This window comes from Maribacter sp. MS6 (genome assembly GCF_056839185.1).
Map to the genome: position 1 here is coordinate 3465221 of NZ_CM166389.1, position 23778 is coordinate 3488998.

Consider the following 23778-nt stretch of genomic DNA (forward strand, 5'->3'; position numbering starts at 1 on the left):
TGAATGGAGACTTATGCAACGGCATTACTATATGCGATTCCTTTTTTTATGTTGCTTTTGGTTTTTGAAATTACCTACGGGTATATCGTAAAGAATCAAAAGCATAAACTAATGGACTCTGTGTCTAGTATTAGTTCAGGGCTTACTAATATAATTAAGGATTCTCTAGGAATTGTTTTGGTGTTGGTGTCTTACCCATATCTGTTGGAACATTTGGCGCTACTTCAGATTCAGACTACCTTGATAGTTTGGTTGTTGGCCTTTTTAGCTATAGATTTTGCAGGTTATTGGAACCATAGGTTAAGTCATAGGGTAAATATTTTTTGGAATCAACACGTTATTCACCATAGTAGCGAGGAGTTTAATTTGGCCTGTGCGTTACGGCAACCTATTTCTAATCTGTTTGGGTATTTTGCGTTTCTTTTGCTTCCTGCCGCCCTGTTAGGTGTTCCTAATGAAGTAATAGCAATTTTAGCTCCTGTTCATTTATTCGCGCAGTTCTGGTACCATACGCAGCATATTGGTAAATTGGGCTGGTTGGAATACATTATTGTAACACCCTCCCAACACCGGGTTCATCATGCAATAAATCCTGAGTATATTGATAAAAATTTGGGTCAGCTTCTCTGTATTTGGGATCGATGGTTCGGTACCTTTCAGGAAGAGTTGGACGATGTTCCCCCACAATATGGGGTATTGAAACCTGCTAGCACTTGGAATCCGGTTCATATCAATTTTCAACACTTTTGGAGACTGTTAAAAGATGCGTGGCGTACAACTAGTTATTGGGACAAGCTCCGTATTTGGTTTATGCCAACAGGCTGGAGACCTGCCGATGTTGCTGCTGAATATCCGCTTGAAGGCGTTATTACAGATGTATATTCGTTTAAGAAATACGAAACGCCTACCTCAAAATGGTTCAATACGTATATAGTTTTTCAACTATTAAGTACTACATTTCTATTACTTTCATTATTCTATAACTTTAGTGCTATAGATACCGTAGCATTACTCTTCTATGGCGGATTCATTTTTTTGGGAATCTATGGATATACCAGTTTTATGGATGGTGTTGCCTACGGTTTTTGGATAGAAGTCTTTAGAAGTGTATTTGGAATGCTATTCCTACTTTTTTATCGTGATTTATTGGTGACCAGCGGCTTTATGATATGGGGGAGAGTAGTTATTTTTATTTATTTTTCAATTACCTTGATTGCTGTACTCTATTTCAATAATAAGAGATCTCTAAATGTTACATCCCAGCATGTAGCCTAATTAATGAAAATGATAAGACCTTACATATTAGCGGACACGAATTGGAAGCATTTAAAGGAGGAAAAATTTGATTTGGCAATACTTCCTTGGGGAGCAACTGAGGCTCACAATTATCACTTGCCCTATGCAACCGATAATTATCAAGCGGAGGCAATGGCTGCGGAGGCGGCTAAAATTGCTTGGGAAAAGGGAAGTAAAGTGGTGGTGTTGCCCACAATTCCTTTTGGGGTAAATACCGGTCAGAAAGATATTTATTTGGATATCAATTTAAATCCAAGCACACAGTTGGCTATTTTAAGGGATGTCGTTACGGTACTTAATTCTCAAGGCATACATAAACTCTTAATTTTTAACGGCCATGGTGGTAATAATTTCAAACCTTTGGTTAGGGAGTTGGGTTTACAATTTCCAGAGATGTTTATTAGTTTTTGCTTTTTTCCTCAAATTTTTGATAAGTCGGACTATTTTGATGAAGCAGGAGATCATGCTGATGAAATGGAAACAAGCTTAATGTTATATCTTAGGCCAGAATTGGTTCTGGCTAAAAATGAATGGGGTAGTGGGATTTCTAAAAAGTTTAGAATAAAGTCATATTCAGAAGGTTGGGTATGGGCAGAACGCCAATGGTCCAAGGTTAGTAGTGATACTGGTATCGGAAACCCTGAGTACGCTACAGCACAAAAAGGAGAACGTTTTTTTAAAGCTGTTTGTAACAAGGTAGCTTCCCTTTTCTCAGAGCTCTGTGATGCTGATATTGAAAATTTATACGAATAAGCTGCTGCTCTATCTTAACTCAGAATTCACTAGCTTAATATAGGATTTCATTGCCTCTTCGCCATCGATATTTTGTGCCTGTATGAGCGCATTGGCCTTAAATGCATTAATTAAGGGAGTCTTACTGCCAGGATTGTCAAAATTTTCATTGGCAATTCTGTAGTAAGCATATAGTTTTAGAAGTACATCTGCGGGTATGGGGCTGGTATATCCGTTTACAAATGCTACTGCACTTTCAAAATTAGTATGTAGCTTCTTCTTTTTCATTTGGATTTACAAAAGTTGCAATGCAGGTATGCGCTCCTTTTACTTTTTGATTTAAACTAACATTGATATCGCAATCCAAAGGTAAGAAAAGGTCTACCCTAGATCCAAATTTTATAAATCCGGAGTCATCGCCCTGTTGCACAGGTTCTCCTTCCTCGGCGTAATTTACGATCCGGCGTGCCAAGGCTCCTGCAACTTGGCGAAATAGAACATCACCAAACTTAGGTGTACGAACAACGACAGTAGTCCTTTCGTTTTCTTCGCTAGATTTAGGATGCCAGGCAACAAGGTATTTTCCAGGATGATATTTAGAATACTTTATAGTTCCACTAGCTGGGTATCTAGTAACATGAACGTTGATTGGAGACATAAAAATAGACACTTGCTTTCGCATTTCGTTAAAGTATTCTGTTTCCATAACCTCTTCAATAACCACTACTTTGCCGTCTACAGGAGAAAGTATTTCATCAAAACTTTTATTCGCCCTTCTCGTCGGGTTTCTAAAAAATTGTAGAATCATTATCAATATGAAAAGCAAAATCAATTGAACACACCATTTTAGCCAGAGGGTGTCAATAAAAAATGAGCCAAAAGAGCTCCTATACCCACTACGAAAAAGGTTGTCAAGATAATATACTGCCCCTCTCTATGAAACATAAGTAAATATATTTAAGGTTAAATATGCAAATGGCGCAGCGAATACCAAACTGTCCAACCTATCTAGCATTCCTCCATGACCAGGTAATATGGCGCCGCTATCTTTAACGCCGGCTGCCCTTTTTAGCTTAGATTCTATCAGGTCTCCAAGGCTTCCGGCTATTACAATTACACAGGCAAGTGTCATCCATTGCCAAGGAGTGATTAATTTTTCTTGTGTACTCATAATGTAGGCGGCTCCTAGGGCAAAGATAAAGCCTCCCAATGTTCCTTCAATGGTTTTTTTGGGAGAAACCGCAGAAAATAGTTTTGTTCTGCCTATGCTTTTACCTACAAGATAGGCAAACGAGTCATTTACCCAAATTAAAATAAAAATACCCATAATCAAAAGTTTGGCGAACGCGTCATTCTTGTAGGGGATCATGGTGAGAAAAATGCATCCTCCGCCTATATAAAAAAGGCCTATAATAAATTTTTCAAAAGTCTTGAAGTTTTTGTTCTTTTAGAAAAAAGATAAAAAGAAGATAACAGTCAACAGCAATAGTGATGAGCATTAATATGTTAATAAGTATTTGGTCGTTTACCAAATAAATATAAGCCCACCATAAAGCCAAATATGCCGCAAAAATGTGATATCCTTTTAATTGAACTAGTTTCTTGTATTCGTAGAGGCAGGCTAGCCCAAAGGTCATAAAAAGAAAATCAAAAGCATCTGAGTTTAAAAAACAGCAGACAGCAGTAGGATAATGTAGACCGCTCCAGTTAATGCCCTTCGTAAAATTTCGCTCATACTATAAATCTTCCAGAAGTAAAAGATAGAGATTTTTAGTACTACTTCCGTAAGTTAGAAAGTCATCTGAATTTTCTTGAGTGGCTTTAAAGTGTTTTAAAGTGGTAATATTAGTGGGTATTTTTGGGCCATATTTTTCTTGATGGCCTTTAAACCCTCTCCTATTGATTCTACCAATTGGCTTGTTGTAGCAAAGACAACAACATTACTTGGAAGTTCACTTACCTTTTTCTCATGGAGCTGATTTGAACAAACGAGAATGCTGCCATTTTGCGCTATTAGATGTTCGCATGTTGTGAAAAATACTTCACTATTTTTGCCTTGTCTGTAAAAACAATAGATTCTTTTTCGAATTTTGAAATCAACCGGTCATCCATTGCAAAGAAAGGAACATCTGTCCAATTATTCTCCGCTACGATATTTTCAATTGCTGATGATATCTCATCTAACGAGACACAGTAAAGAAATTTACCACCATTTTGTTTAAAATGAATGGTAAATTTCTCGTCTACTGGAAGGTTTAAATCGGGCATATGTTGGCCGCGTGTTTCAGCAGTTTCCTTTGAAACTTTCTTCTTGCCACCGCCAAATAAAATATCTAAGAGCCCCATTTAATCCTTTAAAACTTATATCTATACCAATTTTAAGCTATTCCTTTCCTTCTACCTCTTTTTCTTCTGCTTCCTGTTCTCTATCTGCTTTGGCCTTTTCCTCTCTAGCTACATCTTCGGCATCTCTCTCTTTTTGAGCTAGTAAGTCCTTTTCAAAAGGTCTTTTTCCAAATATTTTTTCCAAGTCCTCTTTGAAGATAACTTCTTTTTCCAACAGCCTTTCCGCTAAGGTAGTAAGTTTGTCCTTATTATCCGTAAGTACTTTTATAGCACGGTGGTATTGTTCTTCTATAATTTTCGAAATCTCCTCGTCTATGGTCTTAGCCGTTTCTTCGCTATAAGGTTTGGAAAATCCGTAGGAATCCTGACCAGAAGAATCATAATAAGTGATATTTCCTATTTTGTCATTTAAACCATAGATGGTAACCATGGCACGCGCTTGTTTCGTTACTTTCTCTAAGTCACTTAACGCTCCCGTTGATATTTTATTGAAAATAACTTTTTCGGCTGCGCGACCGCCCATAGTGGCACACATTTCGTCAACATTTGTTCCGGCCTAACTATCAATCGTTCTTCCGGTAAATACCAAGCGGCACCTAAGGATTGCCCCCTTGGAACAATAGTAACCTTAACCAAAGGTGCCGCATGTTCCAACATCCAACTGGTGGTTGCATGGCCAGCTTCGTGGTATGCAATGGTTTCTTTCTCTCCTGGAGTAATGATTTTATTCTTTTTTTCCAACCCACCAACGATTCTGTCAACGGCATCCAAGAAATCTTGCTTGCCTACTGCCTTTTGCTCTTTCCTTGCTGCAATTAAGGCCGCCTCGTTACAAACGTTTGCAATGTCTGCACCTGAGAACCCCGGTGTTTGTCTTGCCAAGAAATCCAAATCTAGTGTTTCTAAGGTTTTGATAGGTCTCAAATGAACTTCAAATATTTCTTTACGTTCCCTAATATCCGGTAAGTCTACATAAATCTGCTATCAAATCTACCGGCACGCATAAGTGCTTTATCCAGCACGTCAGCGCGGTTTGTTGCGGCTAGGACAATTACATTGGTGTTAGTTCCAAAACCGTCCATTTCGGTCAACAATTGGTTCAATGTGTTTTCTCTTTCATCATTTGAACCTGTAAAATTGTTTTTTCCTCTTGCTCTACCAATGGCATCTATTTCATCAATAAAAATAATAGCTGGCGATTTATCTTTTGCTTGTTTAAAAGGTCACGTACCCTAGACGCTCCCACACCTACGAACATTTCAACAAAATCAGACCCTGAAAGCGAGAAGAAAGGAACTTTTGCTTCTCCTGCTACTGCTTTGGCCAAAAGGGTTTTTCCTGTTCCTGGAGGTCCTACTAGTAATGCTCCTTTAGGAATTTTACCTCCAAGTGATGTTGGATGGTTTAATACATCTTTTCGGCTTTGTTTTTTAATCCCATATACTAATATCGACAAAAACTGTTCCAATTATGGAGATACCGTCTAAATATGATCCTAAAAGCGTTGAAGGCAAATGGTATGATTACTGGATGAAAATGAGTATTTCCATTCCATACCAGATAACCGAGAGCCTTATACAATCGTAATTCCTCCTCCTAACGTTACCGGAATATTGCATATGGACATATGCTCAATAATACGATACAAGATGTATTGATTAGAAGAGCTCGTTTGATGGGGAAAAATGCCTGTTGGGTGCCTGGTATGGACCATGCCTCAATCGCTACAGAAGCTAAGGTGGTTGCCAAATTAAAAAGTGATGGGATTAACAAGAAGGATTTAAGTAGGGAGGAATTTTTAAAACATGCTTGGGATTGGACGGACGAGTATGGAGGTGTAATTTTAGAACAACTTAAGAAGTTAGGCTGTTCTTGTGATTGGGATCGAACAAAGTTTACGATGGATGACGATATGTCAGCTTCAGTAATTAAAGTTTTTGTCAATCTTTTTGATAAAGGTCTTATTTATAGAGGTCATAGAATGGTAAATTGGGATCCAGAAGCAAAAACAACCCTTTCGGACGAGGAGGTGATTTACGAAGAAAAACAGGGCTTATTGTATTACATCGCTTATGGCATTGAAGGTTCGGATGAAAAAGTGACCATTGCTACTACCAGACCAGAAACTATTTTGGGAGATACTGCAATTTGCATTAATCCTAATGATGAGCGGTTTTTGCATCTCAAAGGAAAAAAGGTAGTTGTTCCAATTGCGAAAGAATCATCCCAATAATTGAGGACGAATATGTAGATATGGAATTTGGAACAGGTTGCCTAAAAGTAACACCTGCCCATGATATAAACGATAAAACTCTTGGTGAAAAGCATCAGCTGGATACCATTGATATTTTTAATGATGACGCTACCTTAATAGTTTTGGACTGCAGTATCAAGGTAAGGACAGGTTTGTAGTTCGTAAAGAGATTTCCAAGGAGTTGGAAGAAAAGGGATTTTGGTAAAGACAGAAACGTATATTAATAAAGTAGGAACGTCTGAGCGGACCAAAGCAGTTATTGAGCCTAAACTTTCAGACCAGTGGTTTTTGAAGATGGAGGAGCTGGCCAAACCCGCTTAGAATCTGTAATGACTATGGGCGATGTAAAACTATATCCTAAAAAGTTTGAGAATACCTATCGCCACTGGATGGAAAATGTTCGGGACTGGAATATTTCCCGTCAGTTATGGTGGGGACAACAAATTCCAGCGTATTACTATGGCGATGGAGAAAGTGATTTTGTGGTCGCCGAAACCAAAGCCGAGGCGTTATACAAAGCGCAAAACACTATTTTGGCAAAAGGTGAGGAACGCACCTTGACGTTAGAAGATTTAAGACAGGATGCAGATGTTCTGGATACTTGGTTTTCTTCGTGGTTATGGCCAATAAGCGTATTTGGTGGAATTTTGGAGCCTGAAAATGAGGAAGTAGGTTATTACTACCCTACCAATGACCTTGTTACCGGACCCGATATTCTTTTCTTTTGGGTAGCAAGGATGATCGTAGCAGGATATGAATTTAGAGGGGAACGTCCTTTTGAAAATGTTTACTTTACCGGTTTGGTTCGGGATAAGCAACGTAGAAAAATGTCCAAGTCGCTCGGTAATTCTCCAGATGCATTAAAGCTTATAGAGGACTATGGAGCTGATGGTGTTCGTGTTGGATTGCTTTTAAGCTCTGCAGCTGGTAACGACCTAATGTTCGATGAAGACTTATGCCAGCAGGGGAAGAACTTTGCCAATAAAATTTGGAACGGATTCCGGCTCTTAAAGGGTTGGGAGGTATCTGATTTGCCTCAGCCAGAGGCCTCTAAATTAGCTCTGGAATGGTATGATTCCAAGTTTAACGAGACCTTATTGGATATAGAGGATCATTTTAGTAAATACCGTATTTCAGATGCCCTGATGAGCATTTACAAATTGGTTTGGGACGATTATAGTTCTTGGTTACTAGAATTAGTAAAACCGGCGTACCAAAAACCTATTGATAAAACTACCTTTGATGCGGTACTTCGCGTATTCGAGAATAACTTAAAATTACTTCATCCTTTTATGCCGTTTTTAACCGAGGAAATTTGGCAGCATATAGCTCCAAGGAATGCTGCCGAGGCCCTCGTGGTTTCCCAGTGGCCTAAAGCTGGTAATGTAAATACGTCCATGATTAATGAGTTTGAATTTACGAAAGAGGTTATAGCGGGAGTTCGCACCATCCGAAAGGAAAAGAATATCCCAATGAAAGAGGAGTTAGAGTTATCTTTGTTAAACGAAGAGCAGGCAACAACCAAATGGGATGTCGTGATATCGAAGCTCACCAATCTCTCTCAAATTTCTTATGTGGTTGCTCCGCTAGAAGGAGCACTGACCTTTAGGGTCAAAAGCAATGAGTATTTTGTTCCCATTTCTGGCGCGATTGATATCGAAGCAGAAATTAGAAAGATCACAGAGGAACTTGGATACACCAAGGGTTTTTTAAAATCGGTACAAAAGAAGCTTTCTAACGATCGTTTTGTGAATAATGCTCCAGAACAGGTTGTGGCAATTGAAAAGAAAAAGGCCTCAGATGCGGAGGCAAAAATAGAGACTTTGGAAAAGAGTTTGGCCAGTTTGAAATAACACACTTTTTCGCACTACTTATTTCTTAAGTATTAGTTTTTTATTTCTGATAGCTTAAAAATAAAGCTCAAGGTTAGGAGATTTTAAAAAATATACTTTTCTTTGTTTAAAATCATTCTAAATAATGTCAAAGCAACGAGAAATCTCCAATAAAGTAAGGGTATACCATAGGTATTTAGGGTTCTTTTTAGCTGGAATAATGGCTATGTACGCTATAAGCGGTATTGTTCTTATCTTCCGGGATACCGATTTTTTAAAGAAAGAAACGGTCAACGAGAAAAAACTTGAACCGGGTTTAAATGCCGAAGCTGTTGGAAAAGAAATTAAGATTAAAAAGCTTGAATTTCAATCTGTAGAAGGCTCAATTGCCGAGTTTGAACAGGGTAATTATAACATGGAAACTGGTGAAGTGAGTTATACGACTAAAGCACTTCCCTTGGTGTTGGATAAAATGACGCATTTGCATAAAGCAAAATCTGCAGATCCACTCTATGTACTAAACATATTCTTTGGTGTTGGGTTATTGTTCTTTGTTCTATCTTCTTTTTGGATGTTTTTACCAGGAACATCTATCTTTAAAAAGGGAATGTATTTTTCGGTAGCAGGAATGGTGCTTGTACTCGTTTTGTTACTGTTCTAAATGCAACTTTGAATCTATAGAAACAACTGAAATGGGGAGGGTTTCTTCATATTGGTAACCTGCATGGGCTGGTTCGTTGTGTTAAGGTCTAATTTACTTCTGGGTGCAAATTTTCCGTTTAAATTAGTCTAGGTTGTTAACGTTGGTACATGTTTAAAGTTTATCCATGAATTGATTAAGTATAGGTTAATAAAGTTTACACTACTTATCTTTATCTATATAATTATAAGTGCTATTTTAATAAAATGCATAACTTACATAGTGTATTAAAATAGAAGCCATGAAAAAAATACTATTCTTAAGTCTGTTGGGCATAAGTGTCTTAGCTACCGCCCAAGAAATGTCCATATCCATTATGCCAGAGGCAATTCAAATAAAAACCGCAGTATTGCCTGCCCCAGAATCGGACAAAGACGGGGCTATGGTGTATGGGTATAATCAACAAGGTGATTTTATAGTTTTAAGGGAAGGAAGTAACAATCTCATCTGTTTGGCAGATGACCCTAAAAAGAAGGGTATTAGCGTCTCTTGTTATTCGAAGAAATTAGAACCCTTTATGAAACGGGGTAGGGAATTAAGTGCCGAAGGAAAAGACTTTAAAGAAAAGCGGAAAATAAGAGGAATGGAAGTTGCACAGGGGACATTAGAAATGCCCAAAGAACCGAGCATGACCTATATATATTACGGAACGGATGAAGGGTATAATCCCGAGACTGGTGAATTGGCAGATGGGCAGTTCAGGTATGTAATATACACTCCTTTTGCTACTACCGAATCTACGGGTTTACCAGACAAGCCTCATGCCAAGGGAATGCCTTGGCTCATGGATCCCGGAACATTTCGTGCGCATATCATGGTAGGACCTTTTAACTAAAGTTGCACTGAATGGAGACTTATGCAACGGCATTACTATATGCGATTCCTTTTTTTATGTTGCTTTTGGTTTTTGAAATTACCTACGGGTATATCGTAAAGAATCAAAAGCATAAACTAATGGACTCTGTGTCTAGTATTAGTTCAGGCTTACTAATATAATTAAGGATTCTCTAGGAATTGTTTTGGTGTTGGTGTCTTACCCATATCTGTTGGAACATTTGGCGCTACTTCAGATTCAGACTACCTTGATAGTTTGGTTGTTGGCCTTTTTAGCTATAGATTTTGCAGGTTATTGGAACCATAGGTTAAGTCATAGGGTAAATATTTTTGGAATCAACACGTTATTCACCATAGTAGCGAGGAGTTTAATTTGGCCTGTGCGTTACGGCAACCTATTTCTAATCTGTTTGGGTATTTTGCGTTTCTTTTGCTTCCTGCCGCCCTGTTAGGTGTTCCTAATGAAGTAATAGCAATTTTAGCTCCTGTTCATTTATTCGCGCAGTTCTGGTACCATACGCAGCATATTGGTAAATTGGGCTGGTTGGAATACATTATTGTAACACCCTCCCAACACCGGGTTCATCATGCAATAAATCCTGAGTATATTGATAAAAATTTGGGTCAGCTTCTCTGTATTTGGGATCGATGGTTCGGTACCTTTCAGGAAGAGTTGGACGATGTTCCCCCACAATATGGGGTATTGAAACCTGCTAGCACTTGGAATCCGGTTCATATCAATTTTCAACACTTTTGGAGACTGTTAAAAGATGCGTGGCGTACAACTAGTTATTGGGACAAGCTCCGTATTTGGTTTATGCCAACAGGCTGGAGACCTGCCGATGTTGCTGCTGAATATCCGCTTGAAGGCGTTATTACAGATGTATATTCGTTTAAGAAATACGAAACGCCTACCTCAAAATGGTTCAATACGTATATAGTTTTTCAACTATTAAGTACTACATTTCTATTACTTTCATTATTCTATAACTTTAGTGCTATAGATACCGTAGCATTACTCTTCTATGGCGGATTCATTTTTTTGGGAATCTATGGATATACCAGTTTTATGGATGGTGTTGCCTACGGTTTTTGGATAGAAGTCTTTAGAAGTGTATTTGGAATGCTATTCCTACTTTTTTATCGTGATTTATTGGTGACCAGCGGCTTTATGATATGGGGGAGAGTAGTTATTTTTATTTATTTTTCAATTACCTTGATTGCTGTACTCTATTTCAATAATAAGAGATCTCTAAATGTTACATCCCAGCATGTAGCCTAATTAATGAAAATGATAAGACCTTACATATTAGCGGACACGAATTGGAAGCATTTAAAGGAGGAAAAATTTGATTTGGCAATACTTCCTTGGGGAGCAACTGAGGCTCACAATTATCACTTGCCCTATGCAACCGATAATTATCAAGCGGAGGCAATGGCTGCGGAGGCGGCTAAAATTGCTTGGGAAAAGGGAAGTAAAGTGGTGGTGTTGCCCACAATTCCTTTTGGGGTAAATACCGGTCAGAAAGATATTTATTTGGATATCAATTTAAATCCAAGCACACAGTTGGCTATTTTAAGGGATGTCGTTACGGTACTTAATTCTCAAGGCATACATAAACTCTTAATTTTTAACGGCCATGGTGGTAATAATTTCAAACCTTTGGTTAGGGAGTTGGGTTTACAATTTCCAGAGATGTTTATTAGTTTTTGCTTTTTTCCTCAAATTTTTGATAAGTCGGACTATTTTGATGAAGCAGGAGATCATGCTGATGAAATGGAAACAAGCTTAATGTTATATCTTAGGCCAGAATTGGTTCTGGCTAAAAATGAATGGGGTAGTGGGATTTCTAAAAAGTTTAGAATAAAGTCATATTCAGAAGGTTGGGTATGGGCAGAACGCCAATGGTCCAAGGTTAGTAGTGATACTGGTATCGGAAACCCTGAGTACGCTACAGCACAAAAAGGAGAACGTTTTTTTAAAGCTGTTTGTAACAAGGTAGCTTCCCTTTTCTCAGAGCTCTGTGATGCTGATATTGAAAATTTATACGAATAAGCTGCTGCTCTATCTTAACTCAGAATTCACTAGCTTAATATAGGATTTCATTGCCTCTTCGCCATCGATATTTTGTGCCTGTATGAGCGCATTGGCCTTAAATGCATTAATTAAGGGAGTCTTACTGCCAGGATTGTCAAAATTTTCATTGGCAATTCTGTAGTAAGCATATAGTTTTAGAAGTACATCTGCGGGTATGGGGCTGGTATATCCGTTTACAAATGCTACTGCACTTTCAAAATTAGTATGTAGCTTCTTCTTTTTCATTTGGATTTACAAAAGTTGCAATGCAGGTATGCGCTCCTTTTACTTTTTGATTTAAACTAACATTGATATCGCAATCCAAAGGTAAGAAAAGGTCTACCCTAGATCCAAATTTTATAAATCCGGAGTCATCGCCCTGTTGCACAGGTTCTCCTTCCTCGGCGTAATTTACGATCCGGCGTGCCAAGGCTCCTGCAACTTGGCGAAATAGAACATCACCAAACTTAGGTGTACGAACAACGACAGTAGTCCTTTCGTTTTCTTCGCTAGATTTAGGATGCCAGGCAACAAGGTATTTTCCAGGATGATATTTAGAATACTTTATAGTTCCACTAGCTGGGTATCTAGTAACATGAACGTTGATTGGAGACATAAAAATAGACACTTGCTTTCGCATTTCGTTAAAGTATTCTGTTTCCATAACCTCTTCAATAACCACTACTTTGCCGTCTACAGGAGAAAGTATTTCATCAAAACTTTTATTCGCCCTTCTCGTCGGGTTTCTAAAAAATTGTAGAATCATTATCAATATGAAAAGCAAAATCAATTGAACACACCATTTTAGCCAGAGGGTGTCAATAAAAAAATGAGCCAAAAGAGCTCCTATACCCACTACGAAAAAGGTTGTCAAGATAATATACTGCCCCTCTCTATGAAACATAAGTAAATATATTTAAGGTTAAATATGCAAATGGCGCAGCGAATACCAAACTGTCCAACCTATCTAGCATTCCTCCATGACCAGGTAATATGGCGCCGCTATCTTTAACGCCGGCTGCCCTTTTTAGCTTAGATTCTATCAGGTCTCCAAGGCTTCCGGCTATTACAATTACACAGGCAAGTGTCATCCATTGCCAAGGAGTGATTAATTTTTCTTGTGTACTCATAATGTAGGCGGCTCCTAGGGCAAAGATAAAGCCTCCCAATGTTCCTTCAATGGTTTTTTTGGGAGAAACCGCAGAAAATAGTTTTGTTCTGCCTATGCTTTTACCTACAAGATAGGCAAACGAGTCATTTACCCAAATTAAAATAAAAATACCCATAATCAAAAGTTTGGCGAACGCGTCATTCTTGTAGGGGATCATGGTGAGAAAAATGCATCCTCCGCCTATATAAAAAAGGCCTATAATAAATTTTTCAAAAGTCTTGAAGTTTTTGTTCTTTTTAGAAAAAAGATAAAAAAGAAGATAACAGTCAACAGCAATAGTGATGAGCATTAATATGTTAATAAGTATTTGGTCGTTTACCAAATAAATATAAGCCCACCATAAAGCCAAATATGCCGCAAAAATGTGATATCCTTTTAATTGAACTAGTTTCTTGTATTCGTAGAGGCAGGCTAGCCCAAAGGTCATAAAAAGAAAATCAAAAGCATCTGAGTTTAAAAAAACAGCAGACAGCAGTAGGATAATGTAGACCGCTCCAGTTAATGCCCTTCGTAAAATTTCGCTCATACTATAAATCTTCCAGAAGTAAAAGATAGAGATTTTTAGTACTACTTCCGTAAGTTAGAAAGTCATCTGAATTTTCTTGAGTGGCTTTAAAGTGTTTTAAAGTGGTAATATTAGTGGGTATTTTTGGGCCATATTTTTTCTTGATGGCCTTTAAACCCTCTCCTATTGATTCTACCAATTGGCTTGTTGTAGCAAAGACAACAACATTACTTGGAAGTTCACTTACCTTTTTCTCATGGAGCTGATTTGAACAAACGAGAATGCTGCCATTTTGCGCTATTAGATGTTCGCATGTTGTGAAAAATACTTCACTATTTTTTGCCTTGTCTGTAAAAACAATAGATTCTTTTTCGAATTTTGAAATCAACCGGTCATCCATTGCAAAGAAAGGAACATCTGTCCAATTATTCTCCGCTACGATATTTTCAATTGCTGATGATATCTCATCTAACGAGACACAGTAAAGAAATTTACCACCATTTTGTTTAAAATGAATGGTAAATTTCTCGTCTACTGGAAGGTTTAAATCGGGCATATGTTGGCCGCGTGTTTCAGCAGTTTCCTTTGAAACTTTCTTCTTGCCACCGCCAAATAAAATATCTAAGAGCCCCATTTAATCCTTTAAAACTTATATCTATACCAATTTTAAGCTATTCCTTTCCTTCTACCTCTTTTTCTTCTGCTTCCTGTTCTCTATCTGCTTTGGCCTTTTCCTCTCTAGCTACATCTTCGGCATCTCTCTCTTTTTGAGCTAGTAAGTCCTTTTCAAAAGGTCTTTTTCCAAATATTTTTTCCAAGTCCTCTTTGAAGATAACTTCTTTTTCCAACAGCCTTTCCGCTAAGGTAGTAAGTTTGTCCTTATTATCCGTAAGTACTTTTATAGCACGGTGGTATTGTTCTTCTATAATTTTCGAAATCTCCTCGTCTATGGTCTTAGCCGTTTCTTCGCTATAAGGTTTGGAAAATCCGTAGGAATCCTGACCAGAAGAATCATAATAAGTGATATTTCCTATTTTGTCATTTAAACCATAGATGGTAACCATGGCACGCGCTTGTTTCGTTACTTTCTCTAAGTCACTTAACGCTCCCGTTGATATTTTATTGAAAATAACTTTTTCGGCTGCGCGACCGCCCATAGTGGCACACATTTCGTCCAACATTTGTTCCGGCCTAACTATCAATCGTTCTTCCGGTAAATACCAAGCGGCACCTAAGGATTGCCCCCTTGGAACAATAGTAACCTTAACCAAAGGTGCCGCATGTTCCAACATCCAACTGGTGGTTGCATGGCCAGCTTCGTGGTATGCAATGGTTTCTTTCTCTCCTGGAGTAATGATTTTATTCTTTTTTTCCAACCCACCAACGATTCTGTCAACGGCATCCAAGAAATCTTGCTTGCCTACTGCCTTTTGCTCTTTCCTTGCTGCAATTAAGGCCGCCTCGTTACAAACGTTTGCAATGTCTGCACCTGAGAACCCCGGTGTTTGTCTTGCCAAGAAATCCAAATCTAGTGTTTCTAAGGTTTTGATAGGTCTCAAATGAACTTCAAATATTTCTTTACGTTCCCTAATATCCGGTAAGTCTACATAAATCTGCCTATCAAATCTACCGGCACGCATAAGTGCTTTATCCAGCACGTCAGCGCGGTTTGTTGCGGCTAGGACAATTACATTGGTGTTAGTTCCAAAACCGTCCATTTCGGTCAACAATTGGTTCAATGTGTTTTCTCTTTCATCATTTGAACCTGTAAAATTGTTTTTTCCTCTTGCTCTACCAATGGCATCTATTTCATCAATAAAAATAATAGCTGGCGATTTATCTTTTGCTTGTTTAAAAAGGTCACGTACCCTAGACGCTCCCACACCTACGAACATTTCAACAAAATCAGACCCTGAAAGCGAGAAGAAAGGAACTTTTGCTTCTCCTGCTACTGCTTTGGCCAAAAGGGTTTTTCCTGTTCCTGGAGGTCCTACTAGTAATGCTCCTTTAGGAATTTTACCTCCAAGTGATGTGTATTTATCAGGATTCCGGAGAAATTCAACAATTTCCTCTACTTCCTCTTTTGCTCCTTCTAAACCTGCTACATCTTTAAACGATGTTCTTGTATCCGTTTTTTCGTCAAAAAGTTTTGCTTTGGATTTTCCAATATTGAAAATTTGACCACCGGCGCCGCCTCCGCCGCCTCCGGACATTCTCCGCATGAGATAAATCCAAATTCCTATAATAAGCACAAAAGGCAATAAGGATAACAGAAAATCCAAGATTGCAGTAGATTCTTTACCAAACTCTACTATAGTTTCTAAATTATTTTCCTTTTTGATTTCGGTTATTTCATTTTGAAATATTTGAAGATCGCCATAATCCAAGGTATACTGAGGTACTTGTCCAGAAGAAGGTAAGAATGGTTTCTCGGTTACATTTTTATGAACAGCTTTTGTTAGTGCTTCTTCGGTAAGAAAGACTTTTGCCTGGTTAGTATTTGTAATTATCAGTATTTTGTCGATATCGCCGTTACGTAAGTACTCCTGTAGTTCAGAAGTAGTCGTTTTTTCGATACTCGCTAGATTGTCACTGTTCAGAAATTGGAAACCGATAAGCAATACTGCTACCAATCCATAGACCCACCAAGTACTGAATTTTGGTTTTTTAGGATTTGTACTATTTTCTTTAGCCATTTTATTTTTTTAATTATTAATGCTACTATCTATCGTTGTAAATTTCGCGTCGCCCCATAGGCCTTCTATATCATAAAACTCACGAATCTGCTTTTGAAATACGTGAACCACAACATTAATATAGTCCATAAGTACCCACTCGGCATTAGCTTCACCTTCTACGTGCCAAGGTTTGTCATGTATTGCTTTACTAACTGTTTTTTGGATAGAACCTACGATTGCATTTACATGCGTGTTGGAAGTACCGTTACATACGATAAAATAGTCACAAACGGTGTTTTCTATATTTCTAAGGTCGAGTAAATTTATCTGTTGTCCTTTTACTTCTTCTATTCCTTGTAAAATTAATGCAATTAACTCGTCTGCACCATTTTTCCTATTCTGCATTCAAAAATTTATTTTTACAAAGTTATTATTTTTTTGTTCTTTTAGCCCTAGTTTTTAACAATAGATTATAGATTGCTAAAAGCGTCCGGAAATGAAAATAATCAAACTTAGTGCCACGGAATCTACAAACACCTATCTTAAGGAGCTAATGACCATGGCCAGCCCTTCTGATTTTACCGTGGTAACGGCAAATGCCCAAACTAAGGGGAGGGGGCAAGTAAGCGCCTCCTGGGAGTCGGAGCCTGGTAAGAACCTGACGTTTAGTGTCTTAAAGCGGTATAATACATTGTCCTTGGATGACCATTTTTTAATAAGCTTGTGTGTTTCGTGCGCAGTTTATGAAGTGCTTTCAGATTTAAGTCTACCTCGACTACGCCTGAAATGGCCTAACGACATTCTGTCAGGGACCTCTAAGATTTGTGGCATATTAATAGAAAATAGTGTTGCGGGCAGCCAAATCAAAACTTCTGTGATTGGAATTGGTCTCAACGTAAACCAAATTTTGTTTTCCAATCAGGCAAAAGTTTCATCATTAAAGTTGCTGTTGGGCAGAGAAATTGATCTGGACCTACTTTTACAGAACATTCTAACTAATTTACATCGCTATCTGAACAAAATAGGTTCGTTGCATTGGGATACCATAATTGCTCAGTACGAAAGAGTGCTTTTTAAAAAAGATAGTCCAGCGACATTTCAAGAGCCAACCGGTCCACTGTTTACGGCTATCATTAAAGGAATCACAAAAGAGGGTAAGCTAAAACTTATTCTAGAAGACGATACCGTTAAGGAATATGGATTAAAAGAGATTAAGCTACACTATTAAATCTTAGCCAGATTGGTAGAAAGTGTATTCATGAAGTTAGTGATTGGATTTTTGATCATCATGGCCATCATAGCATTAAACTCTCCTGAAAAACTCAATAATACTTCGCTTTGGCTTTCATTGATCCCCGTGATATCCGCGGAAAGCGTAAATGGGAGTTTTTCACTTGCAGCACCCAATACCATTTTGTTTGGTGGTGTTTGTTCTTTTTTCTCCAAAACTATTTCTGGCATTCCTTTCAACGCAAAAAGAAATCTATTTTCGTTCAATACTTGAAATTTATCAATATTGTCCGGCATTAATTTTTCAAAATTTGCAAGGTCGTTTAGGAATTCAAAAGTTTCTTTATCACTTCTAGATATTGTAGTCTTTGGTGTTTCTATAAACATATGCTATTGTTGTTTCCATTTAGAAGGAGCGACCCTCCATTCCGTTAATGCTTTTAGTTGATTGTCTTTAATATAGCCCGTTTCGGAAGCTTGTTCTATTAGATATTCGTAGCTGCTAAGAGTGTTTAGTTTTACATCTCTTTCCTGAAAGTTTTTCGTGGCCGTTTCAAAACCATAGGTGAAAACTGCTAACATTCCCTTCACTTTTGCTCCCTCTTCCCTTAGCGCCTCAACTGCATTAAGACTGCTTTTGCCGGTACTGATTAGGTCCTCTATGACCACAACGGTATGGTTTTTTTCCAAATGGCCTTCTACTTGGTTTTTTCTTCCATGCGATTTCGGCTCTGGCCTCACATAAATGAATGGCAAGCCTAGCGCATCTGCTACCAGAGCTCCAATACCAATCGCCCCGGTTGCTACACCGGCAATAATATCTGGTTTGCCGTAAAGTGTTTCTACCTGCTTCGCCATTTCATCCCTTACGAAGTTTCGTATAGATGGGTAGGATAACAGAATTCTATTGTCGCAATAAATGGGAGATTTCCATCCAGAAGCCCATGTGAAAGGATTTTCCGGTTTCAATTTTATTGCATTAATTTGCAATAGAAGCTCTGCTGTTTTTTTTGCGGTATTCTTATCTAAAACCATAACGCAAATGTATAAAGTTTTTGTTAATGAACTGCCTTTGATTTTAACAAATAAACTGTCGGAAACTGCCAACGGGGAGTATTTTCCGTTGAATAAGGAGGCCATATTAGGAGCTATAAAAGCTTTGAGAAAAAAAAAGTTGGCAGAGGCCTATATTTATCATCCGAATCACGAGGAAATTCTAAAGAAATTTACAAAAGAAATACCTTTGATAGTTGCAGCGGGTGGTGTAGTAACAAACGACGCAGGAAAAGTGTTGTTCATTTATAGAAATGATAAATGGGATTTGCCCAAAGGAAAGCTTGATAAAGGGGAATCCATTGAGGATTGTGCTATCCGTGAAGTAATGGAGGAAACCGGTGTTGCCGGATTACGTATCGAAAATTTTTTAAGGACAACCTATCATGTTTTTAATAATAATGGTATGCCCACCCTAAAACAGGTGCATTGGTACGCCATGAAAACCGAATATGATGGTAAACTAAAACCCGAAAAAAAGGAAGGTATCGTAAAGGTGAAGTGGAAAGGGCCCGACAAGATTAGGATTGCACTTCAGAATTCCTACGCCAATATTAAGATTTTATTTGAAGGAGATTAGTTTTATCTTATCATTTCAGCAAACGATAAACAGGATAGTTCATGTGTGCTTGCTCGTAATGTTTAGAACGTTTAAAAAGCCAGCTAAGTTGAGCATACCAATTTTCCGAAAATTCTTTTTCTGTTTGTTTTTTTAAGGTGAATTCGTTTCTAAGAACCGAATCTTTTTCTAGCATAAGTGCTGCTGTATCTTCAAACACATAAGGAGAAAAACCTTCTTTTTGCTGTAAAATTGTGTCAAAGAAATTCCAATTAAAAAAGGAATCTACCGCCGTTGGCTCAAGAACTTCCAATATATACCGAATACTGGGCTGGTTTGTTAAAATTAAAATATCACCTGAGTATACTTTTTGTTTACTCATGGCGGTATTGATATTCGTATTGTAATGCAAATAATGGCCTTCATAAGGCTTGTTTGCAGTTTCGTATGAATCTATTCTGTAAGTCTCCACCTCAATTAGCGTATCTTTTTTAATAGTAGTAAATGCTATTTTATTCCTTTTGAGCAAGTCTAGTACCCTAGTCCACTGTTTTCCAATGATGTATGCCTTAGGCACTTTTACCGAGTCTGACGGGATGAAATAATCTTGATAAACCACCTTTTTTGTAAAAGGCATATTCCGATTATATTTTAACCTGTTAGAGCCCGTGATTTCACTTAGAATTGTATCCGCTTCATATCCTTTAAAATTAAGTTCCGAGTTTTTTGTAGTGTCTACTTGCCAACCGATTGGATAATAATCTCGATTTAATTGCTTAACAAGGGTATTCGCTCTAATTTCTTTAATGCGTTTTCCGTCTTTTTCGGCGATGCCTATCATCTTCTTCATAAGCATATAGGTTCCGTCCACACGTTGCTTGTACGGTTTTAACATGTGCGTTTCTACCATCATGCCAAGGGTGTTCCAAAGAGTGGTGTAGCCAGTGGAGTATCTTGGGTGATCCATAAACTGCTGAAAACCTGTTTCTGGTGTTCTGTTAAATACATTTACATAGGGCGTTATTTCCCAGTTGGCATTTGAAAGGGAATCTTGTAATGCCGGCATAAGTACATCATGCACGTAGTTGCCCGCTTCACCACCCAGTTTATTGTGTTGGGTAAATAGGTGCGTAAGGGTGTACTGGTAATCTGCTCCGTTGCTTACATGATTATCTATGAAAAGGTCTGGTTGTACCATATGAAATATTTCCGCAAAGGACTCGGCGTTCTTGGTATCGCTTTTAATAAAATCCCTATTCAGATCAAAATTTCGTGCATTTCCCCTAAAACCATAAGAAGAAGGGCCATTTTGATTTGCCCTTGTTGCCGTATTTCTGTTTAGGGAGCCGCCTACGTTGTAAATGGGTATAGTCACCAAAACCGTGTTTTTTGGTGTTTTTATTTTCACATTGGCCAAGTCCCTATATAGTAACATAGTGGCATCTATCCCGTCGCTTTCACCAGGGTGAATGCCGTTATTTATTAGAATTACGGTCTTTTCTTTCCTAATATTTTTAAAGTTAAAATCACTATCGGGGTTATAGGTTACCATGTGCAAAGGCTTACCGCTATCAGTGCTGCCAATGGTTTGGATGTTAATTTCTGGAAATTCTTTCGCCAATTCTATATAGAATGCGATGACCTGTTCGTAGGTTGCCGTTTCCATACCCTTTGATGTTTCAAAAGGTGTTACAAGTTCAACTTTCTTATCTCCTGTTTGTTCATCACAGGAGATGAAAAAAACGGTAATCAGTGCTAAAAATAATCGAAGGTTGCATGGTTTCATGTTCGCTTGTTCAAAATATCAAACGTAAAAGTAAATAAAACCAGAATAGTGTGATTAGGATTATGCCACTTTGGTAATTTCGGCCATTTCCATTCTTTTTATAGGTTTGTTATTAAAGGTAATGACATGGTCGGTTTTATTCTTGAAAAAATTCCATTGCTCAAGATCGTAAGGGTCTATGGAGGAGGTTACGATGTTTATCTTCACTATTGTAGTGATGGGTAGGGTAATGAATTCCGTTAAAAATTGCCATCCGTCCATAATGGGCATATTAATGTCCAAAAATATAATTTCCGGCAGGGGCTCGTTTTTTGCTAGACTCTCTTTTATGCTTTCTAAAGCTAGTTTTCCATTTTTGTGAGATTCTACCACGTTACATTTCACCGTAGAATTCAGCATTTTCTTAATGCCGAATACGGTGATGGGGTCATCATCCACTATACTAATGAAGTTTATTTTTCTCATTTAAAAAACACCTTAAATTTGGTTCCTTCGCCAAGCTTGCTTTCTACTTCAATCTTACCGTGCATGGCTTCTACTTGGTTTTTTGTGATGTAGAGTCCTATTCCTCTAGCATCCTTGTTCGTATGAAAAGTTTTATACATTCCAAACAGTTTGCTTCCATATTTTTCTAAATCTATCCCTATTCCATTGTCCTTTATATAAAGTAGATTATACCCATCTTTTTTCTCTGTGGTGAATTCAAGGACAGGTTCCCTATCCGGATGTTTATATTTAACGCCGTTGGTTATAAAGTTCATTAGAATACTATCCAAATAAGCTGGCACTATTCTAATGTTGATGTCTCTTGATACGTTGTTGATGATACTTAATTTTTTATTTTCAGTGATATTGGCTAGGTTTTGCTGAATCTCGGATATTTTCTTATTTAAGTTTATTGTCTCTTTTTTTGCTTGTGTATTGGTGCTTAGGGTAACTACCTCATTAAGATTTTCTAAAGTCTCCAGTAGATTGTCCGATGCGTCTGTAAGCATATCCACAATCTTGTCTTTTTCTTCCTCATTTTTCTCATGTACCAAAAAGTCTAGTAACATGGAAAAGTTAGCGCTATGGGACCTTAGATTGTGCGAAACAATATGAGCGAAATTTATAAGCTTTTTATTCTGTAAAGACGTTACATTGATGAGGTTTCTTAATTCCTGCTCCTTTTCTTTTAAGTTCGTAATATCCAGACTGATTCCTACAAGGCCAGTAGCAAGACCATTTTCATCAAGGAGAGGAATCTTTGAACTTAGAAAAACGGTTTCCGTACCGTCGTTTTTAATATTAATAGTCTCTTTACTAAGTATTGGTGTTAATGTTTCCATTACACTCAAATCCTCGTCTCTGGATATTTTTGCGGTGTCAAAGGGATAAAGGTCAAAATCTGTTTTGCCCAGTAAATCGTTAGCGTCCGCAACACCTAGGTAGTCGCATTCCGATTTGTTTACAAGTATTTTTCGAGATTCCCTATCTTTAATAAAAACATTTAAAGGAAGGTGGTCGATCAAGGTTTTTAAAAGCTTTGCATCCTCTTTCATTTTTATCTCAGAAACAACTTGGTCGTTTATATCTTGGAACGTACCCATTATTCTCGCTATTTTTCCTTTTTCAAATATGGGTTTTCCTGCGGCCATCACCCATTTTTCGTTTCCTTTTGCGGTAACCACTTGTAGTTTTAGGCTCCATGGTTTTCCTTTAGCGGTAGCTTCAAAGACGGCCATAGAAATAGCATTTCTGCAATGTCCTTTCTTGTAAAATTCTATTGCCGTATTTATATCGGGTATGTAGTCCAACGGTACTTCATGTATGGCTTTGGTCATGGTACACCAGTGCACTGTTTGTTTTTGTAGGTCGTATTCCCAAATACCTGTTTTAGAAAGTTCAGATTGTTGTTTCAACAAAATATTGGCTTTTTCCAAAGCAAAATCACTTTCTATCGCTGCGCTAATATTGTCTATTTGTATTATAACGCCTATAATATTTTCATCGGTATCATACCAACAGGCGTTTGACCATTGGTAAAACTTTTCATTGCCTTCGGCGTCCATAAAACTTTGAACCCCCATGGGATTCGATTTGCCTTTAAGACAGTCAAGTAAAACAGTGTTCCATTTAGAGTTGAGGTTTGGGAAAATAGTGCTTAGACGTTGTCCAACGATATTCACCTTTTCTTCCCAAAATAAGGAAATTAAGGTATCGGATGCGTAAACTACGTGCAGCCTCATATCCAAAAATAGGGTAGCGGTTGGTAATTGTTTAATCAAGAATGAAGTGGATAGCGTCTCTTTGTCCGTCAACATTTTGTGGTATTTTCTTACAAGATTGCGCGGATTTCTCAATAATATAAATTTTTGTTGTGAACTATCTTATACTTGTGGTGATTATTCGAAAATCAATACTTTTTGTCCAAATAGTAACAACTTAGACTCTAAAAATATATACGTTTGAGCATATACTTATAGTATCTCAGTTATTGTTTTAGGGTCTTTAAATCTCCTATAATTTACTATTTTATGATGTTTTGGCGAGGGTAACCAGATTATAGAGGAAGACGCTTGTTATCTTCCGTTCATACTTTAATAGCGGATTATTAAATTTAAACCAACTAAGTAGGCTGTGTGTGAAAAATATCTGAAAATTTGGGAAAATAATAATGATCAAAAATTCTTACAACGTATTTTCTTACTTTGTAGTAGAATAATGGAGTTGAACTTGTAAGTAA

Annotated in this window: 20 protein-coding genes and 5 pseudogenes; 9 read left to right on the plus strand and 16 right to left on the minus strand. The window is 37.7% G+C overall.

Going from position 1 to position 23778, the window contains the following annotated elements; genetic code table 11:
* Positions 1–3: 3 nt before the first annotated feature.
* Together MS6x_RS15155 and MS6x_RS15160 are read left to right on the plus strand one after the other, a co-directional pair.
* The gene (locus tag MS6x_RS15155) at positions 4–1275 is read left to right on the plus strand and encodes a sterol desaturase family protein (protein WP_482603307.1); all 1272 of its coding nucleotides are present in this window, start codon (positions 4–6) and stop codon (positions 1273–1275) included.
* Between the two features lie 9 nt (positions 1276–1284).
* Positions 1285–2049, plus strand: coding sequence for a creatininase family protein (locus tag MS6x_RS15160; RefSeq protein ID WP_482603308.1), 765 nt, complete (start codon positions 1285–1287; stop codon positions 2047–2049).
* Between the two features lie 9 nt (positions 2050–2058).
* Here the strand turns inward: MS6x_RS15160 and MS6x_RS15165 are convergent, their stop codons facing one another.
* The 5 genes and pseudogenes from MS6x_RS15165 to ftsH (MS6x_RS15185) form a co-directional block, all read right to left on the minus strand.
* Positions 2059–2316, minus strand: coding sequence for an acyl-CoA-binding protein (locus tag MS6x_RS15165; protein WP_482603309.1), 258 nt, complete (start codon positions 2314–2316; stop codon positions 2059–2061).
* Positions 2291–2973, minus strand: a pseudogene (locus MS6x_RS15170) (phosphatidylserine decarboxylase family protein). The gene MS6x_RS15165 and the pseudogene MS6x_RS15170 overlap by 26 nt, the downstream one beginning before the upstream one ends.
* A pseudogene (locus MS6x_RS15175) lies at positions 2963–3763 on the minus strand (phosphatidate cytidylyltransferase). The pseudogenes MS6x_RS15170 and MS6x_RS15175 overlap by 11 nt, the downstream one beginning before the upstream one ends.
* A 1-nt stretch (position 3764) precedes the next feature.
* Positions 3765–4374: pseudogene (locus tag MS6x_RS15180) on the minus strand (LUD domain-containing protein).
* Positions 4375–4411: 37 nt separating this feature from the next.
* A pseudogene (gene ftsH, locus MS6x_RS15185) lies at positions 4412–5770 on the minus strand (ATP-dependent zinc metalloprotease FtsH); the annotation flags it as partial.
* Positions 5771–5844: 74 nt separating this feature from the next.
* Here ftsH (MS6x_RS15185) and MS6x_RS15190 point away from each other — a divergent pair.
* The 5 genes and pseudogenes from MS6x_RS15190 (at position 5845) to MS6x_RS15210 (ending at position 12050) form a co-directional block, all read left to right on the plus strand.
* Positions 5845–8481: pseudogene (locus MS6x_RS15190) on the plus strand (valine--tRNA ligase).
* A gap of 124 nt (positions 8482–8605) precedes the next feature.
* Positions 8606–9121: a hypothetical protein gene (locus tag MS6x_RS15195; RefSeq protein ID WP_482603305.1), complete on the plus strand. Its 516-nt coding sequence runs from the start codon at positions 8606–8608 to the stop codon at positions 9119–9121.
* A gap of 280 nt (positions 9122–9401) precedes the next feature.
* Positions 9402–9995, plus strand: a complete 594-nt coding sequence (locus MS6x_RS15200; protein WP_482603306.1) for a hypothetical protein — start codon at positions 9402–9404, stop codon at positions 9993–9995.
* 372 nt (positions 9996–10367) lie between these two features.
* Positions 10368–11276 carry a sterol desaturase family protein gene (locus MS6x_RS15205; RefSeq protein ID WP_482603310.1) on the plus strand — a complete coding sequence of 303 codons (909 nt, stop codon included), beginning with the start codon at positions 10368–10370 and terminating at the stop codon, positions 11274–11276.
* A gap of 9 nt (positions 11277–11285) precedes the next feature.
* Positions 11286–12050 (plus strand): creatininase family protein, encoded by a 765-nt coding sequence (locus MS6x_RS15210; protein ID WP_482603308.1) that lies wholly within the window; start codon positions 11286–11288, stop codon positions 12048–12050.
* Positions 12051–12059: 9 nt separating this feature from the next.
* Here MS6x_RS15210 and MS6x_RS15215 read toward each other — a convergent pair whose 3' ends face one another.
* Genes MS6x_RS15215 through rsfS form a run of 6 tightly spaced genes read right to left on the minus strand, consistent with a single transcriptional unit; the run spans position 12060 to position 16830 of the window.
* Positions 12060–12317 (minus strand): acyl-CoA-binding protein, encoded by a 258-nt coding sequence (locus MS6x_RS15215; protein ID WP_482603309.1) that lies wholly within the window; start codon positions 12315–12317, stop codon positions 12060–12062.
* A complete protein-coding gene (locus MS6x_RS15220; RefSeq protein WP_482603311.1) occupies positions 12292–12975 on the minus strand; it encodes a phosphatidylserine decarboxylase family protein in 684 nt (227 codons plus the stop codon). The genes MS6x_RS15215 and MS6x_RS15220 overlap by 26 nt, the downstream gene beginning before the upstream one ends.
* Positions 12965–13768 carry a phosphatidate cytidylyltransferase gene (locus MS6x_RS15225; RefSeq protein WP_482603312.1) on the minus strand — a complete coding sequence of 268 codons (804 nt, stop codon included), beginning with the start codon at positions 13766–13768 and terminating at the stop codon, positions 12965–12967. Before MS6x_RS15225 ends, MS6x_RS15220 begins: the two co-directional genes overlap by 11 nt.
* A 1-nt stretch (position 13769) precedes the next feature.
* Complete coding sequence (locus MS6x_RS15230) at positions 13770–14381, minus strand: LUD domain-containing protein (RefSeq protein ID WP_482603313.1); 612 nt, start codon at positions 14379–14381, stop codon at positions 13770–13772.
* Positions 14382–14418: 37 nt separating this feature from the next.
* On the minus strand, positions 14419–16443 hold the full coding sequence (ftsH, locus tag MS6x_RS15235) for an ATP-dependent zinc metalloprotease FtsH (RefSeq protein ID WP_482603314.1): 2025 nt from the start codon (positions 16441–16443) through the stop codon (positions 14419–14421).
* Between the two features lie 9 nt (positions 16444–16452).
* A complete protein-coding gene (rsfS, locus tag MS6x_RS15240) occupies positions 16453–16830 on the minus strand; it encodes a ribosome silencing factor (RefSeq protein ID WP_482603315.1) in 378 nt (125 codons plus the stop codon).
* Between the two features lie 91 nt (positions 16831–16921).
* Here rsfS and MS6x_RS15245 point away from each other — a divergent pair, with 91 nt between their 5' ends.
* Positions 16922–17653 (plus strand): biotin--[acetyl-CoA-carboxylase] ligase, encoded by a 732-nt coding sequence (locus MS6x_RS15245; RefSeq protein ID WP_482603316.1) that lies wholly within the window; start codon positions 16922–16924, stop codon positions 17651–17653.
* Here the strand turns inward: MS6x_RS15245 and MS6x_RS15250 are convergent.
* Entirely contained in the window at positions 17650–18042 is a 393-nt protein-coding gene (locus MS6x_RS15250; protein ID WP_482603317.1) for an SRPBCC family protein, read from the minus strand. The two genes, MS6x_RS15245 and MS6x_RS15250, sit on opposite strands and share 4 nt — an antisense overlap.
* Positions 18043–18045: 3 nt before the next feature.
* On the minus strand, positions 18046–18690 hold the full coding sequence (pyrE, locus tag MS6x_RS15255) for an orotate phosphoribosyltransferase (protein ID WP_482603318.1): 645 nt from the start codon (positions 18688–18690) through the stop codon (positions 18046–18048).
* A 7-nt stretch (positions 18691–18697) separates the two neighbouring features.
* Between pyrE and MS6x_RS15260 the strand changes: the two genes are divergently transcribed.
* Positions 18698–19288: an NUDIX hydrolase gene (locus tag MS6x_RS15260; RefSeq protein ID WP_482603319.1), complete on the plus strand. Its 591-nt coding sequence runs from the start codon at positions 18698–18700 to the stop codon at positions 19286–19288.
* Between the two features lie 10 nt (positions 19289–19298).
* Here the strand turns inward: MS6x_RS15260 and MS6x_RS15265 are convergent, their stop codons facing one another.
* The 3 genes from MS6x_RS15265 to MS6x_RS15275 are packed head-to-tail and all read right to left on the minus strand — an operon-like array spanning position 19299 to position 23356.
* Entirely contained in the window at positions 19299–21053 is a 1755-nt protein-coding gene (locus MS6x_RS15265; RefSeq protein WP_482603320.1) for a M14 family metallopeptidase, read from the minus strand.
* Positions 21054–21113: 60 nt separating this feature from the next.
* Positions 21114–21518, minus strand: coding sequence for a response regulator (locus MS6x_RS15270; protein WP_482603321.1), 405 nt, complete (start codon positions 21516–21518; stop codon positions 21114–21116).
* A complete protein-coding gene (locus MS6x_RS15275; protein ID WP_482603322.1) occupies positions 21515–23356 on the minus strand; it encodes a PAS domain-containing sensor histidine kinase in 1842 nt (613 codons plus the stop codon). Before MS6x_RS15275 ends, MS6x_RS15270 begins: the two co-directional genes overlap by 4 nt.
* Between the last annotated feature and the right edge of the window lie 422 nt (positions 23357–23778).

Bases quoted from the DNA above. Each gene is read 5' to 3' on its own strand.
- MS6x_RS15155 (WP_482603307.1), top strand. From the start codon at position 4: ATGGAGACTTATGCAACGGCATTACTATATGCGATTCCTTTTTTTATG.
- MS6x_RS15160 (WP_482603308.1), top strand. From the start codon at position 1,285: ATGATAAGACCTTACATATTAGCGGACACGAATTGGAAGCATTTAAAG.
- MS6x_RS15165 (WP_482603309.1), bottom strand. From the start codon at position 2,316: ATGAAAAAGAAGAAGCTACATACTAATTTTGAAAGTGCAGTAGCATTT.
- MS6x_RS15195 (WP_482603305.1), top strand. From the start codon at position 8,606: ATGTCAAAGCAACGAGAAATCTCCAATAAAGTAAGGGTATACCATAGG.
- MS6x_RS15200 (WP_482603306.1), top strand. From the start codon at position 9,402: ATGAAAAAAATACTATTCTTAAGTCTGTTGGGCATAAGTGTCTTAGCT.
- MS6x_RS15210 (WP_482603308.1), top strand. From the start codon at position 11,286: ATGATAAGACCTTACATATTAGCGGACACGAATTGGAAGCATTTAAAG.
- MS6x_RS15215 (WP_482603309.1), bottom strand. From the start codon at position 12,317: ATGAAAAAGAAGAAGCTACATACTAATTTTGAAAGTGCAGTAGCATTT.
- MS6x_RS15220 (WP_482603311.1), bottom strand. From the start codon at position 12,975: ATGTTTCATAGAGAGGGGCAGTATATTATCTTGACAACCTTTTTCGTA.
- MS6x_RS15225 (WP_482603312.1), bottom strand. From the start codon at position 13,768: ATGAGCGAAATTTTACGAAGGGCATTAACTGGAGCGGTCTACATTATC.
- MS6x_RS15230 (WP_482603313.1), bottom strand. From the start codon at position 14,381: ATGGGGCTCTTAGATATTTTATTTGGCGGTGGCAAGAAGAAAGTTTCA.
- ftsH (WP_482603314.1), bottom strand. From the start codon at position 16,443: ATGGCTAAAGAAAATAGTACAAATCCTAAAAAACCAAAATTCAGTACT.
- rsfS (WP_482603315.1), bottom strand. From the start codon at position 16,830: ATGCAGAATAGGAAAAATGGTGCAGACGAGTTAATTGCATTAATTTTA.
- MS6x_RS15245 (WP_482603316.1), top strand. From the start codon at position 16,922: ATGAAAATAATCAAACTTAGTGCCACGGAATCTACAAACACCTATCTT.
- MS6x_RS15250 (WP_482603317.1), bottom strand. From the start codon at position 18,042: ATGTTTATAGAAACACCAAAGACTACAATATCTAGAAGTGATAAAGAA.
- pyrE (WP_482603318.1), bottom strand. From the start codon at position 18,690: ATGGTTTTAGATAAGAATACCGCAAAAAAAACAGCAGAGCTTCTATTG.
- MS6x_RS15260 (WP_482603319.1), top strand. From the start codon at position 18,698: ATGTATAAAGTTTTTGTTAATGAACTGCCTTTGATTTTAACAAATAAA.
- MS6x_RS15265 (WP_482603320.1), bottom strand. From the start codon at position 21,053: ATGAAACCATGCAACCTTCGATTATTTTTAGCACTGATTACCGTTTTT.
- MS6x_RS15270 (WP_482603321.1), bottom strand. From the start codon at position 21,518: ATGAGAAAAATAAACTTCATTAGTATAGTGGATGATGACCCCATCACC.
- MS6x_RS15275 (WP_482603322.1), bottom strand. From the start codon at position 23,356: ATGTTGACGGACAAAGAGACGCTATCCACTTCATTCTTGATTAAACAA.